At 70.9% G+C, this 14,294-nt stretch carries 12 protein-coding genes; 2 read left to right on the forward strand and 10 right to left on the reverse strand.

Annotation, left to right across the window (positions count from 1 at the left end):
* Positions 1-42: 42 nt before the first annotated feature.
* Complete coding sequence (locus ACZ5U5_RS30075; RefSeq protein ID WP_469027758.1) at positions 43-1,032, reverse strand: pyridoxal-phosphate dependent enzyme; 990 nt, start codon at positions 1,030-1,032, stop codon at positions 43-45.
* Positions 1,033-1,182: 150 nt separating this feature from the next.
* Between ACZ5U5_RS30075 and ACZ5U5_RS30080 the strand changes: the two genes are divergently transcribed.
* Positions 1,183-2,145: a GHMP family kinase ATP-binding protein gene (locus ACZ5U5_RS30080; protein WP_469028049.1), complete on the forward strand. Its 963-nt coding sequence runs from the start codon at positions 1,183-1,185 to the stop codon at positions 2,143-2,145.
* 19 nt (positions 2,146-2,164) lie between these two features.
* Here the strand turns inward: ACZ5U5_RS30080 and rbsD are convergent, their stop codons facing one another.
* From rbsD to ACZ5U5_RS30125, 9 genes are all read right to left on the reverse strand, one after another.
* Complete coding sequence (rbsD, locus tag ACZ5U5_RS30085) at positions 2,165-2,554, reverse strand: D-ribose pyranase (protein WP_469027760.1); 390 nt, start codon at positions 2,552-2,554, stop codon at positions 2,165-2,167.
* The gene (locus ACZ5U5_RS30090; RefSeq protein ID WP_469027763.1) at positions 2,551-3,492 is read right to left on the reverse strand and encodes a ribokinase; all 942 of its coding nucleotides are present in this window, start codon (positions 3,490-3,492) and stop codon (positions 2,551-2,553) included. The genes rbsD and ACZ5U5_RS30090 overlap by 4 nt, the downstream gene beginning before the upstream one ends.
* Positions 3,493-3,557: 65 nt before the next feature.
* Positions 3,558-5,507: an ABC transporter permease/substrate-binding protein gene (locus ACZ5U5_RS30095; protein WP_469027766.1), complete on the reverse strand. Its 1,950-nt coding sequence runs from the start codon at positions 5,505-5,507 to the stop codon at positions 3,558-3,560.
* On the reverse strand, positions 5,497-7,098 hold the full coding sequence (locus ACZ5U5_RS30100; RefSeq protein WP_469027769.1) for a sugar ABC transporter ATP-binding protein: 1,602 nt from the start codon (positions 7,096-7,098) through the stop codon (positions 5,497-5,499). The genes ACZ5U5_RS30095 and ACZ5U5_RS30100 overlap by 11 nt, the downstream gene beginning before the upstream one ends.
* Complete coding sequence (locus ACZ5U5_RS30105; RefSeq protein WP_469027771.1) at positions 7,095-8,111, reverse strand: LacI family DNA-binding transcriptional regulator; 1,017 nt, start codon at positions 8,109-8,111, stop codon at positions 7,095-7,097. The genes ACZ5U5_RS30100 and ACZ5U5_RS30105 overlap by 4 nt, the downstream gene beginning before the upstream one ends.
* Positions 8,112-8,278: 167 nt before the next feature.
* Entirely contained in the window at positions 8,279-9,556 is a 1,278-nt protein-coding gene (locus ACZ5U5_RS30110) for a DUF1266 domain-containing protein (protein ID WP_469027774.1), read from the reverse strand.
* 73 nt (positions 9,557-9,629) lie between these two features.
* Entirely contained in the window at positions 9,630-10,964 is a 1,335-nt protein-coding gene (locus ACZ5U5_RS30115) for a cytochrome P450 (protein WP_469028051.1), read from the reverse strand.
* Between the two features lie 53 nt (positions 10,965-11,017).
* Positions 11,018-11,842: an alpha/beta fold hydrolase gene (locus ACZ5U5_RS30120; protein ID WP_469027776.1), complete on the reverse strand. Its 825-nt coding sequence runs from the start codon at positions 11,840-11,842 to the stop codon at positions 11,018-11,020.
* A gap of 134 nt (positions 11,843-11,976) precedes the next feature.
* On the reverse strand, positions 11,977-13,197 hold the full coding sequence (locus ACZ5U5_RS30125; protein ID WP_469027778.1) for a hypothetical protein: 1,221 nt from the start codon (positions 13,195-13,197) through the stop codon (positions 11,977-11,979).
* A gap of 220 nt (positions 13,198-13,417) precedes the next feature.
* Between ACZ5U5_RS30125 and ACZ5U5_RS30130 the strand changes: the two genes are divergently transcribed.
* Complete coding sequence (locus ACZ5U5_RS30130; protein WP_469027781.1) at positions 13,418-14,227, forward strand: PDZ domain-containing protein; 810 nt, start codon at positions 13,418-13,420, stop codon at positions 14,225-14,227.
* Positions 14,228-14,294: the final 67 nt, after the last annotated feature.

Raw genomic sequence — 14,294 nt, forward strand, 5'->3', positions numbered from 1 at the left:
TCGGAGTGGTGGGGTGGTGGAGTGGTGGTGGACCGGACGCGGTCAGGGAAGGTCGGGCCAGGAAGTGGTCGACCAGGGGTGCCTCAGCTCGTCGAGCGAGGTGATCTCGTGGGGCTTCAAGGTGTCGATGTCCGGTGCCTGAGCGTGTTGCGCATAAGCGCTCTCGACATAGCGATGGCCCGTGTCCGCGGCGATGAAGACATACGTACGGGAAGCGTCGCGGCGCTGTTCCCAGAGGGTCGTCAGATAGGCGGCGCCGGTGGAAAGGCCGGCGAAGATTCCGCTGGTCCGGAGGAGCGAGACCGCGCCGGACACCGCGCAGTCGAAATTCACCCAGTGCACGCGGTCGTAAGCCTCGTGCCGGACATTCTCGAATGCGATGGCGCTGCCGATCCCGGCGATGATCATGTCGGGGTCGGCCACGTGTTCCGAGCCGAAGGTGACGCTGCCGAAAGGCTGCACGCCTACCAGTGACACATCGCGGCCCGCGTCCCGCAGATAACCGGCGATGGCACCGGTGGAAGCGCCCGAGCCGACCCCGCCCACCAGGGCGAGCGGCCCCGCGGGCACCTCGGAGTCGATCGTCTCCGCCACGTCGCGGTAGCCGAGGTAATGAATGCTGTCGTGATATTGCCGCATCCAGTGGTACGAGGGATTCACCTTGAGTATCTCGGCGATGCGCCGCACTCTCAGCTCCTGGTCGAGCCGGAGATTCTTCGACGGCCGCACCTGTTCCAGCGTGGCGCCGAGAATGTCCAGCTGGACGCGCAAGGTGTGGTCCACGGTCGTGGAACCCACGATGTGGCATTTCATTCCGTAGCGGTGGCAGGCGAGTGCGAGGGCCTGCGCGTAGATGCCGCTGGAACTGTCGATGAGGGTGTCGCCGGGTTTCACGGCGCCGGAGTCAAGAAGGTGACGGACCGCTCCCAGAGCCGAATAGATCTTCATCGTCTCGAACCGGAGACAGACCAAGTCCGGCTCAAGGGCTATGAGATCGGGTTTCTTCACTGCTTCAGCTATGTGGTCGTACATGTCAGCCCTCTGCCCCCTGTGTTCGGTCGCCGAGCCAGGAGCATCACACTAGATGAAAATGATTGTCAAGACGGATTGGGTTGTGGCAGCCTGTGGGCGCTGGAGGCGTCGGGACGTCGGCGCCGGGACGTCGGGAGGAGACTTGTGAAGCTGTCCCAGGAGGCCGGGCCAAGGCCCCGCGCGGCGGGTGCGAGGGCGGCCGGAATCGGGGTGGGCGCCGCCTTCGGGACCTTCGGTGAGCTGCTTCAGGGCGTGCTGCCGGAGGAGGACGGGGACTTCCTGGTGACGCTGCCCGTCGCCCGGTGGACGATGGCCACGTTCCGGCCGGAGCCCGGCTTCGGGGATGTGGTGGTCCGGCCGGGCGGCAAATCGAAGGCACTCCAACTGGCGCGCACGATCGGGGAGTTGGCGGAGCGACGGACGGGCGTGCCGAGCGGGGGAACCCTTCACGTCAACAGCGTCATCCCCGAGGGCAAGGGCCTGGCGAGCTCATCGGCCGACCTGGTGGCGACCGCGCGGGCGGTCGGGCAGGCGCTGGGCGTCGCGATGCCGCCGGCGCGCATCGAGCGGCTGCTCGCGGACATCGAGCCCACGGACGGAGTGCTCTACCCGGCGATCGTCGCCTTCCACCACCGCACCGTGCGCCTGCGCGGCATCCTCGGATCGCTTCCGGTCATGGCCGTGGTGGGCATCGACGAGGGCGGATCGGTCGACACCGTCGACTTCAACCGCATCCCGAAGCCGTTCACCCTGGCCGACCGCCACGAGTACGCGCGCCTTCTCGACCGGCTCGCGTGCGCGGTCCGCCGCCGCGACTTGGCGGAGGTCGGCAGGGTCGCGACCCGTAGCGCCCAGATGAACCAACTCCTGCGCCACAAGTGGTCGTTGGAGCCGATGCGGGAGATCTGCCGGGAGGTCGGCGGCCTGGGCGTCGCCGTCGCCCACAGCGGCACCACGCTGGGCATCCTCCTCGACACCGCCGACCCCTCGTACACCCAGCGCGTCACCGCGGCGGCACAGGCGTGCGGGGAGCTGGCGGGCGGGGTGACGGTGTACCGGACGCTGAGCTTTCCCGGCAGGGCGGGGGCCGGGTCCGTGGCGATGCGGGGCTAGGGGAGCGACGGCACGGGGGTCAGAAGAACACCCCGCACCGCAGCAGCACGTTCGCGTACGGCGTGGCCTCGCCGGTGCGTACCACCAGGCGGGCCGTGGCCGTGCGGCGCTTCAGTTCCTCGTGCGGGATCAGGGTGAGGGGCGTGACTCGGGCGGAGAGCAGGCGGGCCGTCCGCGGGTTCGCCTCCTGGACCTCCGTCGCCGCCGTACCGCCCTCCGTCACCAGCTCGGCGAGCAGCCCGTCCAGTACCTCGGCGAAGGACGGTACGCCCGCCCGGAAGGCCAGGTCGACGACGCGGGGCCCGGACGGGATGGGCATGCCCGCGTCGCAGATCAGGACCGTGTCCCCGTGGCCCAACTCGGCCAGGGCGCCGGAGAGATGGCGGTTGAGTATGCCGGCCTTCTTCATGCGGAGGCGCTCTCTTCCCGGGTCGCGACCTCGTCCGCCGTCGGGTACGACTCCTGCGCGCCGCGCCGGGTGACCGAAGCGGCCCCCACGCGCGCCGCGTACGCCGCCGCCGTCGCGAGGTCTTCGCCCAGGCCGAGGCGCCAGGCCAGCGCCGCCGTGAACGCGTCGCCCGCGCCGGTCGTGTCCACCGCGTCCACCTTCGGGCTCGGCACCGTGACGGGGGAGCCGTCGCCGTCCGCCGTCAGGGCTCCGTCCGCGCCCAGGGTGATCACCACCGAGTGGGGGCCGAGGGCGAGGAGCTCGCGCGCCCAGTCCTCGGGAAGGTCCGAGGAAGTCCCGCCCAGGATGTATCGCGCCTCGTGCTCGTTCACCACCAACGGGTCGCACGCCGCGAGGACTTCGGGCGCCAACGGGGCCGGCGGCGAGGGGTTCAGGACGAAGCGTGCGGCGTCCGGCAGGGTGCGTACGAGTTCCGTCACGGACTCGACGGGGATCTCCAACTGTGTCGAGACCACCCGCGACGCGGCGAGCAGGCTGCCCGCCGCGCGGATGTCGTCGGGCGTAAGACGGGCGTTGGCACCCGGCGAGACCACGATGCTGTTGTCGCCGGACGGGTCGACGGTGATCAGCGCGACGCCCGTGGGCGCCCCACCGACCAGGACGCCGACCGTGTCCGCGCCCGCCGCGCGCTGCGAGTCGAGCAGCAGCCTGCCGTGCGCGTCGTCACCGACCCGTGCGAGCAGGGCGGTGCGGGCGCCGAGGCGGGCCGCCGCGACCGACTGGTTCGCCCCCTTGCCACCGGGATGCGTGGCGAGGTCGGAGCCGAGGACCGTCTCGCCGGGGGCGGGGCGGCGCTCGACACCGATCACCAGGTCGGCGTTGGCCGACCCGACGACCAGGAGGTCGTACGTGGCGTCGTCGTGGTCTTGGTCGTGCATCAGCGGGTCCAACTCCTGCTCGTACGGTGTAACGGCAACGGGGGGCGCGGTGCATGGAGGTGCGGTCAGGAGAAGTCGGCCACGTTCTTCTTCGTGACCACCTTCACCGGGACCTTCACCATTGACTCGACGTCCTTGCCGCGCACCGCCTTCACCGCGTTCCGCACGGCGATCCTGCCCAGCTCCTTCGGCTGCTGCGCCACGGACGCGTACAGCGTGCCCCCCTCAACGGCCTTGAGACCGTCGGGAGTTCCGTCGAAGCCGACCACCGAGACGGACTTGCCCGCCTTGCTGCCGAGCGCCTTCGCGGCGCCGAGGGCCATCTCGTCGTTCTCGGCGAAGACGCCGTCGATGCCGGGGTTGGACTGTATGAGGTTCGTCATGACGTCCAGGCCCTTGGTGCGGTCGAAGTCCGCGGGCTGCGAGGCGACGACCTTGATGCCGGGGTACTCCTTGATGCCCTCGGCGAAGCCCTTGCCGCGCTCGCGGCTCGCCGACGTGCCCGCGACACCCTGCAGTGTGACGATCTTGCCCTTGCCGCCCAGCTTCTCCGCGAGGGTCTTCGCCGCGAGCTTGCCGCCCGCGACGTTGTCGGAGGCGACGAGCGTCGCGGCCTTCGCCTTGTTCACCCCGCGGTCGGCGGCGATCACCGGGATGTCCGACTTGTTGGCGCCGCGCACCGCCGGGCCCACCGCGTCCGAGTCGACGGGGTTGACGATGATCGACTTCATGCCTTCGCCGGTGAAGTTCTGCAGCTGGTTGGTCTGCTGCGAGGCGTCGTTCTGCGCGTCGGTCACGGTCAGGTCGATGCCCGCCTTCTTGGCCTCCGCCTGCGCGCCCTCCTTCATCTGGACGAAGAAGGGGTTGTTGAGGGTGGAGAGCGACATGCCGACCTTCGTCGTCGTGCCGGAGGAGGAGTCCTTGTTGAAGAAGGAGATGCCGCCGATGACGGCCGCCACCAGTACGGCTGCGAGCCCCATCTTCAGGAGCTGCGGCCCCTTCTTCCCGCCACCGGCCGCCGCGCCCGTCGAGGCGCCGGGAGTCGCCCCGGCCTTGCGGCGCAACGTGTCGAGCAGAACCGCGAGGGCGATGACGACGCCGATCACGACCTGCTGCCAGAAGGCCGACACGGAAAGGAGGTTGAGGCCGTTGCGCAGGACCGCCAGGATCAGCGCGCCGATGAGAGTGCCGGACGCCTTGCCGACCCCGCCCGCAAGGCTCGCGCCGCCGATGACGACCGCGGCGATCGCGTCCAGTTCGTAACCCTGCGCGGCCTGCGGCTGCGCGGACACCAGGCGCGAGGCGAGGACGATGCCCGCGACGGCGGCGAAGAGGCCGGACAGGCCGTAGATGACGAGCTTCTGCCGCTTCACACGAAGCCCGGAGAGTCGGGCCGCCTCTTCGTTGCCGCCGATCGCGTACATGGAACGGCCGATGTACGTACGGCCCAGGATGAGGGCGGTGACCAGACCCATCGCGATCATCACGATGACCGGGACCGGCAGCCAGCCGCCGATGGTGTCACCCAGGTTGGAGACCGAGTCGGGGAACGGGATCGGGCTGCCCTGCGAGATGACCAGGGAGAGACCGCGGGCCACCGACAGCATCGCCAATGTCGCGATGAACGACGGGAGTTTGCCGTACGAGACGAGCAGGCCGTTGACGAATCCACACGCAATGCCGGTGCCGACGGCGAGGATGATCGCCAGCCATACCGGCAGCCCTTGCGAAGTCGCCGTCCAGGCAAGGACGGTGGCCGAGAGCGCGGCCACCGAGCCGACCGACAGGTCGATGCCCGCCGAGACGATCACGAAGGTGACGCCGAACGCGAGGATCGCGGTGACGGCGGCCTGCACGCCCACATTGAGCAGGTTCTGGGTGGTGAGGAAGTCGCCGGACAGCAGCGACATCGCCACCAGGAGGACGACCAGGGCGCTCAGCGCGCCGTTGTCGAGCAGTACGCGGCGCAGACCGGTGGCGCCACCCGCGTTGCTCTTCAGCGTTTCAGTGGCCACGGGAGGCCTTCCCTTCGGTTGCTTCGTTCTCTGTCGCCGCGGAGGTGTCCGCCGCTGGGGTGTCCGCCGGCGTACTGCTGACTGCCAGCGCCATCACCGCGTCCTGCGTCGCGTCGTCCGCCGCGAGTTCACCCGCGATACGGCCCTGCGCCATGACGAGCACCCGGTCGCTCATGCCGAGGACCTCGGGCAGATCGCTGGAGATCATCAGGACCGCGTGCCCGGAGGCCGTCAGTTCGTTGATGAGCTGGTAGATCTCGACCTTCGCGCCCACGTCGATGCCGCGGGTCGGTTCGTCGAGGATGAGGACCTTGGTGTCGGCGAGCAGCCACTTGCCGATGACGACCTTCTGCTGATTGCCGCCGGACAGCGTGCGCACGTGCTGGCCGAGCCCGGCCATCCGCACCCCGAGCTGCTCGGCGATGCGGGCCGCCGCAACGCGCTGGCCCTTGAGGTCCACGAGCCCGGAGCGCGTCGCCGAACGCAGCGTCACCAGACCGAGGTTCTCCTGCACGGAGGCGTCGAGCAGGAGCCCCTGGCCCTTGCGGTCCTCCGGTACGAGGCCGATGCCGGCGCCCATCGCGGCGATCACGTCGTGCCGAGGCAGCCGTTCACCGCGTACGTCGACGGAGCCCGCGTCGTACGGATCGGCGCCGAAGACGGCACGCGCCACCTCGGTCCGTCCAGCGCCGACGAGTCCCGCGAGGCCGACGACCTCTCCGGCCCGCACCTCGAAGCTGACGTCATGGAAGACGCCGTCGCGGGTGAGGCCCTTGACCGTGAGCAACTCGCCCCCAGCGTCGGGACGTTCACGCGGGTACTGCTGCTCGATGCTGCGGCCCACCATCAGACGTACGAGCTCGTCCTCGGGGGTCGAGGCGGGCACCTGGTCGATGCTGCGGCCGTCGCGCAGGACGGTCACGCGGTCGCCGAGCGCCGCGATCTCCTCCAGGTGGTGGGTGATGAAGACGACGCCGACGCCGTCCGCGCGCAACTGCCGCACGATCGCGAAGAGTTTGTCGACCTCCTCGCTCGTCAGGACCGCCGTCGGCTCGTCCATGATCAGGACGCGGGCCTCCAGGCTGAGCGCCTTGGCGATCTCCACCATCTGGAGCCGGGCGATGCCCAGTTCGCGCACCTTGGCGCGCGGCGACACCTGGACGCCGACCCGCTTCAGGAGCTTCTGGGCGGCCGACTCCATCGCCTTACGGTCGATCATCCCGAAGCGGCGCGGCTGGCGGCCCAGGAAGATGTTCTCGGCGACGGTGAGGTCGGGTACGAGGTTGAACTCCTGGTAGATCGTGGCGATGCCGAGCCGCTCGGCGTCCTGCGCCCCGTGGATGCGGGTTTCCTTGCCGTCCACGAGGATGCGGCCGCTGTCGGGCCGGTAGGCGCCGGAGAGCATCTTGATGAGCGTGCTCTTGCCCGCGCCGTTCTCGCCGAGCAGGACATGCACCTCGCCGCGGCGCAGGTCGAAGTCGACCGAGTCGAGCGCGACGACGCCGGGGAAGGTCTTGCGAATCCCTTCGATGCGCAGCAACTCGTCGGGGCCGCGGTCGGCGCCGCGCGGCAACTCGTCTGCGGTACTCACGTGTTGCTCCTCCGGTCGGTGGGGGACGCGCCGCAGGAGCGGCGTACGACGAGACGGGCGGGCAGGGTCACGGACTGCGGGCGCCTGCCCTCGATCCGGTCCACCAGGGCCTGCACGGCCGCCCGGCCCAGCTCTCCGGTCGGCTGGGCGATGGCGGTGATCGGCGGATCGGTGTGCACGAACCACGGGATGTCGTCGAAGGCGGCGAGCGCGATGTCGTGCGGCACGCGTAGACCGCGGGCGCGGATCGCGTCGAGCGCGCCGAGCGCCATCAGGTTGTCCGCGGCGAAGATGACCTGGGGCGGCTCCGGCAGCGCCAGGAACCGCTCGGTGGCCCGGCGGCCGCTGTCGGCCTGGAAGTCGCCCTGCCCGATGTGGTCGTCGGGCAGCGGGAGCCCGTACGCGCCGAGCGCCTCGCGGAAGGCCTCGACGCGCTCGCTGCCGGTGGTGGTGGCAGCGGGCCCGGCGATGATCGCGAGCCTGCGGTGGCCGACGGCGTGCAGATGGGCGACCAGGTCACGGACGGCCTCGCGGCCGTCGGCGCGGACGACGGGGACGTCCACACCCGGGATCCAGCGGTCCACGAAGACCATCGGGGTGCTGGAGCGCGCGGTGTCGAGCATCAGCGGGGAGCCGCCGTCGGTGGGGGAGACCAGGAGCCCGTCGATCCTGCGGTCCAGGAGCGTGCGCACATGGTGGTCCTGAAGATCGGGCCGCTCGTCGGCGTTGCCGATGATCACGCTGTAGCCGAGCGCGCGGGCCGCCTCCTCGACGGAACGGGCCAGGGCCGTGAAGTACGGGTTCAGCACATCGCTGATGACCAGGCCGAGGGTGCGGGTCTGGTCGGTGCGCAGCGAGCGGGCGACGGCGTTCGGGCGGTAGCCGAGGCTCTCCACCGCGGCGATGACGCGGGCGCGGGCGGCCGGGCTGACCGAGGGGTGACTGTTCAGGACGCGCGAGACCGTGGCGACGGATACGCCTGCCTCGGCCGCGACGTCCTTGATGCTCGCCATCGCCGGTCCACCTCCTCGTGGAATCGATTACACGGAGGATTGGAATCGATTACATGGACGGGTGGCAAGACCCTGAGGGGGCAGCGAGACCAGATTGTGATGCGGGGTGCTCAGGTGAGCGGAGTGGTCCGGGGTGTCGGAGAGGCGCCCCCAGGATCGCTACCGGATCACTTGAAAGGCACCGTCAGCCACGGGCTGTCCGGATCGGAGACCAGCTCGCGGTGGGCCTGGAGCACCGTCGTGTACCAGTCGCCGAAGTGCTCCTCGTCGAAGTGCAGGCAGCGGCCCAGGATGTACCCGGCGGAGAACTCCTCCCACGAGGCGTACGCCGACGACCTGGCCGCATGGCTCGCGCGCTCGACCGCCGCCTCCAGCTCCGCATGGGTCGCGTACCGGGCGCCGCGCCCCCAACGGGCCATCTTCGAGGCGCGCCCGAGATCCCAGGCCGCGACGGAACGGACGTGGCCGTCGGGCGGCAGGAGCCCGTCGGCGCGGAAGCGGGACTCGTACCGGATGACCTTGCCGACGAGGCCGCGCAGCGCGGCGACGAAGTCGTCCAGGTCGGGATCGTCTCCCGGCTTGTGCGGGGAATCGGGGCCGCCGGACTCGGCCATGCGATCACGGATCGTCACCTCCACGCACTCGCGCCACAGCTCGGGGTCGACGCGCGGCCCGAACTGCTCGATCAGCGACGTACGGGCGCTGAGCACGAAGTCCCAGTGCCACGGGCTGACTTCACGCCGCAGGAGCCGCTCCTGAGTGGCGAGCCAGTCCTCGCGGCTGTGCACGTCCCACCACTCCGCGAGGCGCTCGACCTCGGAGTTATAGCCCGCGCCGTGCCAGTCGAGGGTGTTCCAGGCGTCGCCGTTGGCGAAGCAGAGGTGGGCGCCGCAGGCCAGGCCGTGCAGCAGGGCGGGGGACTCCGGGGCGCCGGTGCGACGGGTCTCGACGCGATCGTGCAGGCGGCCGTCGACGTAGAGATCCGCGTGCAGGTCCGCCCAGACGTCCCGCTCCTCCTCGGTCGTCAGATAGAACTGCTGGCAGGGCGTCGCCGCGTTGACCACCAAGATGTCGATGTCGTCGGGCAGTTGGTCCGCGAGCGTGCCGAGCGTGACGAATTCGTACACCACCTCGGGGTGCGGGCGAGGGAGCAGCCCGACGGTGTACATCTGCGCGATCCGGCGGCCGTCGGGGATGTCGACGGTGAGGACCGGGCGCTCGGTCGCGCCCGGCTCGACGTCGGTCACCGCGACCGGGCGGTACAGACCGGTGACGGCTATCGCCCGCAGGTAGGTGTACGCGTCGTCGGCCTCGCACAGTTCGTACAGGTGCTCTTCGAGGTCGGCGGGCGCCTGCCAGGGTGAGCCGTCCTCGGGTGCCTCGACGCTCGGGAAGACGTCGTCGTGGTTCTCGTCCTCGGCTGCGGGGGCGGCTGCGCCGTGCATGCGGGGGTCTCCGTGGTCAAGGGCGCGCGGGCGCGCGCGGGGCTCGCGGTAGATCTTGAACCGTATCCGATGGCTACCGCGCCCCCGGCACCCGGACCGGCAGCGACTTCAACCCGTTGATGAAGTTGGAGACAAGGCGCCGCGGCGGCCCCACCGGTTCGAACGGCCCGGCGTTCACGGCGCGGAACTCCTCGTACAGAACGCGTAGTTGGAGCCGCGCGAAGTGAGCGCCCAGGCAGACGTGCGGGCCCTCGCCGAAAGAGACGTGGGGGTTGGGGGAGCGGGACAGGTTGAGTCGGTGCGGGTCGGTGAAGACGCGTTCGTCGTGGTTGGCCGACGCGTGGAAGACGACCACCTTGTCCCCGCCCCGGACGGTCCGGCCGGCCAGGACCGTGTCCCGGGTGGCCGTGCGTCGGAACGTGAGCACGGGAGGGTGCCGGCGCAGCAGTTCGTCCACCGCCGTGGGGACGGGGACAGCGCCCTCGCGGAGGCGGCGGTACTCCCGCGGGTTCTCCATGAGCGCGAGGAGGCCGCCGGGTGCCGCGCCGCGTACGGTGTCGTTTCCGGCGACGGTGAGCAGGAAGAAGAACATCTCCAGCTCGGCGGGCCTGAGTTCGGGGTCGGTCGCGAGGGTGGTCATGATGTCGTCGGCGGGCACGCGCCGCTTGTGTGCCGCGAGTTCCTGCGCGTAGTCGAACATGTCCTGCAGCATCGCGGGGGAGCGCGGGTTGAGCGGCTTGCCGTCCGGGCCGAGTTTCAACTCGCCCGCCTCGTCCGGGTCTTGGTAGCCGATCACGCGTTGCGTCCAGTTCAGTAGCAGGCCGCGGTCGCTCTCCGGTACGCCGAGGAGGTCGGAGAGGTTGAGCAGCGCGTAGTCGTCGGTGACGTCGCGGACGAGATCGCAGGTGTTGCCGCCGTCGGGGTCGGGGGCGCCGTCGTCGCCGTTCCGGGCGCGGGTCACCGCCGTGTCCAGCAGGCCGCGGGCCCGGTCGCGGGCCAGGGACTCGAAGCGTTCCACGCGCCTGGGCGTGAAGGCGCGGCTCACCAGGCGCCGCAACCGGCCGTGGCCATTGGGGTCTCCCCTGCTCGAACGAAGTTGAGAGCTTGGGGAAGGGTCCTGATTGAGCATCATGCGGCGGATGAACGGCAGGTCGGCCGGGTCGGGATCACGGATCTGGGTGGCGCCCAGATGCGAGGAGTAGGTGGCGGAGTCCCTGAGCACGCGGACGACGTCCGCGTGCCGGGTCACCGCCCAGAAACCGGGCCCCGCGGGCCAGTCGAGCACCTGCGGCTCGTCCTGCCAGGCGACGGGGTGCCGGTCGCGCAGGACGCGGTAGCGGTCGTACGGCACCCCGGCCGCGTACTGCCTGGGGTCGAAGACGTCGGGCACGTCGGGTACATCGGGCACGTCGTGTGCGTCGGGTACGTCCGGCGGATCGGGCGCGGCGGAGGGTCCGCTGCTCACGACGAGCGGTGGCCGGCGTTGCCCTCGGCGCCGTCCTCGATGCCGTCCTTGTCGGACCGCAGGAAGTCCTCCACCGCGCGGATGAGGGCGAGCGGTGTCTCGTCCATCGCGTAATGGCCCGCCTGTCCCAGTTCGGCGAGTTCCGCGCGGGCGTACCAGCGCAGCCAGGTCGCGCGCATCAGCTCCGCCCCCAGCGCGGGATCCAGCGCCCCGACCACCGCGAGCGCCGGGACGGTCGAGCCCTCGACCCGGCCGTGGAAGTCCTCGCGCGCCCAGGAGTCGAGCCAGGCGCGGAAGGCCTTCGCGTCGCTGACGTCGAGCGAGCGCTGCACCATGCGGTCGAGCCAGGCCGCGGGCCGGGTGCCGCCGGTGGTGATGTCGATGATCGCGCGACGGTTTCCCGGCAGCCGGTCGGCCTCGGCGAACAGCTCCCACTGCTCCGGCGGCAGCGCGAGGCCGGAGGCGGGCACGGGGGAGACGCCGACCAGCCTGCGGACCCGGTGCGGCGCGATCGCGAGGACCCGCTGGGCGACGCTGCCGCCCATGGAGTGGCCGATCAGCGAGAAGCGGTCCCAGCCGAGGCGGTCCGCGAGGGCGACGACATCGGCGGCCCCCTCGGAAGTCGTGTACGCGCCCGGCGCGTCCTTCGCATCGCCGTACCCGCGCAGATCGACCACCGCGTACTGGAACGAGGCGAGGTCGAGGTCCGCGAGCACAGGCGCGTACGCCGACCGGTCGGCGAACCAGCCGTGCACGGCGATCACCTTGTGGGGGCCGTCGCCCAGGAGGGTATGGGGGAGCTGGAAGGGGGAGGAGGCCACGTCGACTCCGATCGCCTTGGGGGAGGGCCGTTCGTGGCGGCCCGGGACCACGGTGGCCCCAACCCTCCGGGGCCGCAAGGGTGCGTGGTGCCGCCGCGGGACGGGGCGGACCGGAGCCTGAGCCGGGTGGGGCCCTACGACTCCGCGGCCGCGGCGTCCACGGCCTTCCGCTCCAGCTCGGCGAGGCGTGCGTCGGCGGCCGCCCGGCCGTGCTCGGTGTCCTGCAGCGACCGGTGCAGACGCGCTGCCCGCATCGCCTGGGTGTAGTCACCGATCAGTGCCAACTCGTTCCGCAGCAGCGCCAGTTGAGCCGGGTCTGGACCGGTGTCGTCAAGTTCGCGGATCAGATAGGCGCGGGCCGCCTCCACCATTCCCTGCTCCCGTGCGAGCTCCAGCCAGGTGGATTCCGGTTCGTCGTCGGGATCCACCCCGTAGTTGGAATCATCGAACGAGCGCGCCCACTCGCGCACCTGACCGGCCTCCTGCGGAAGACCGGCAAGGCCGCACCAGGTGTCGTACGTCGTCTCATGGACCTCGCGCAGCAGCGGCAGGTCCTCCGCCAGGCCGTAGAGCCCCACGAGGACGACGGCGAGCCGCAGTTCGTCGGACATGGGGGCGTCCGCCTCATGCTTGAGGAGGTGGCGCAGGAGGGCGCGGTCCGTGTTCCGCCGGTCGTACTGCGCGGCCCGCAGGGCCGCCACCCTGCGGGCCCGGTCCTCCGCCACGGCGTCCCAGACCGTGCGGTCGCCCGTCCGCAGCAGGGCCAGGTCGGTGCGGCCTCTGGCGAGCACCAGCTCCCACAGGGGCGGGCGCGGATGCGGGTCGAGACGCCTGTACGCCACGTGCTCGACGGCGTTGAGGAGGAGGTGGTCCGGTTCGGTGCGCAGGAGTGCGGCGTGCAGGCGCGCGACGAGCTGCAAGGGGGAGCGCTCGGGAAGCCCGAGCCCGGCCCGCAGTTCGGTGCGGCGCGCGTCGAGATCGGGCACGCAGTCCTCGCGGAAGTCGCCCTCCGTGTCGGCGATCTCGGCGAGTATCCGCGCCTCGCCGTCGGTCGGTGACAAGCCCACGTAGTCCTGCCAGCCGGGCAGGCCGACAAGAATCTCCAGGGCTTCGTCCACGCTGTCCCCGATGGTCCCGGCGGACCCCTCGGAATCGGCGTACAGCACGGAGCCGTCCCCGCACACGAAGTACGTGCCCCCGGAATCGTCCCCCGCGACCGGTTCCAGCGGACCACCCGACGCCAGGCGGACCTCTTCGACGTGGTCCGCGCGGGACAGGTCGAATGCGAAAGGGAACGCGGCCAGCTCGGCCAGGTGTGGGTCCTGACGCAGCAGACGGAGTGCACGTTCGGTCATGCTTCGAAAGTAACAGCGGTCACTGACAGCAGACCCACAACAGGACTTACCGATTCCCTATGTGCTTTCCGGTGCTTTTCCTGCGGAATGGGGGATTCGTGGAACGCGGGCCGGGCGCCGGGAGTCTTCTGTCAACTGTAAGGCCGCACACGTGGACGTCACTCGTTCGTGAATCGTCGCGCCGCATCACGCCGGGTAGGGCTGTGGCCGGAGGCGAGCCATGGAACAGACTGCGTTGCGTCCCAAGCCGATGCCCGGACAGGAGCCAGGCACAGGCAAGTTCGGTACAGGCGGCAAGTTCGGCAGAGGCGGCAGAGGCGGCGCATTCGGTGCCGACCCGAAGTCCGGCACCGGGCGAAGGCTTGGTATCGGGCGGAAGAACCGCACCGGGCAAACATCCGGCACGGGCCGCGGATCCGGGCCCGGTCACCGTCCGCATGCCGCGCGGCGGCGCGGGCGGCGGCTTGGCACCCTGCTCTTCGGGGTGCTCTTCTCGGTCGTCCTCGTGCTGGTGGGGGTGGGGCTCGGCACCGTGAGCGCCACCGTCATCGGCATGAGCAAACTCGCCGACATGCAGAAGCAGGCGCAGACCGCCCAGGGCGGCGCCAAGGGGCAGGGGGGCCAGGCGGCCCCCGGTGGGCAAGCGGACCCGGGCGGTCAGGCCGGGCCCGGCACGCCCGTCGCTCCGGGCCGGGCGTCCGAGACCGCCGCCCCACCGAAGCCGCCGCGGAAGGAGCCGGGCGGGGTCGGGGAGCCGGCCGCGCGCCCCACGCTCGGCGTGGAGGCCGTCGATGCCCCCAGGGGCGCCGGGGCCCTGCTCGTCGGCGTGCACAGCCCGGGTCCCGGCTACACCGCGGGGCTCGTACGCGGTGACGTACTGCTCGCCTTCGGCAAGACCCGCATCGCGTCGGCCAAGGCACTGGCGGCCGCGGTCGCCGCCGCTGCCCCGGGAAGGGACGTCACCGTGACCGTCCGCCACGCGAACGGGGGGCGGCAGTCCTTGTCGGTGACGCCGGGCTTCGTGACGTGAGGTGAGCTGACGCGAGGTGACGTGAGGTGGGAGGGCATGAGGTGACGTGACCAGGGCCGCCGTAATC

The organism is Streptomyces sp. NPDC033177, from assembly GCF_055577715.1.

Excerpts from the sequence above, each read along its gene's own strand:
- ACZ5U5_RS30075 (WP_469027758.1), bottom strand. The coding sequence starts at position 1,032 with ATGTACGACCACATAGCTGAAGCAGTGAAGAAACCCGATCTCATAGCC.
- rbsD (WP_469027760.1), bottom strand. The coding sequence starts at position 2,554 with ATGAAGAAGGCCGGCATACTCAACCGCCATCTCTCCGGCGCCCTGGCC.
- ACZ5U5_RS30090 (WP_469027763.1), bottom strand. The coding sequence starts at position 3,492 with ATGCACGACCAAGACCACGACGACGCCACGTACGACCTCCTGGTCGTC.
- ACZ5U5_RS30105 (WP_469027771.1), bottom strand. The coding sequence starts at position 8,111 with ATGGCGAGCATCAAGGACGTCGCGGCCGAGGCAGGCGTATCCGTCGCC.
- ACZ5U5_RS30110 (WP_469027774.1), bottom strand. The coding sequence starts at position 9,556 with ATGCACGGCGCAGCCGCCCCCGCAGCCGAGGACGAGAACCACGACGAC.
- ACZ5U5_RS30125 (WP_469027778.1), bottom strand. The coding sequence starts at position 13,197 with ATGACCGAACGTGCACTCCGTCTGCTGCGTCAGGACCCACACCTGGCC.
- ACZ5U5_RS30130 (WP_469027781.1), top strand. The coding sequence starts at position 13,418 with ATGGAACAGACTGCGTTGCGTCCCAAGCCGATGCCCGGACAGGAGCCA.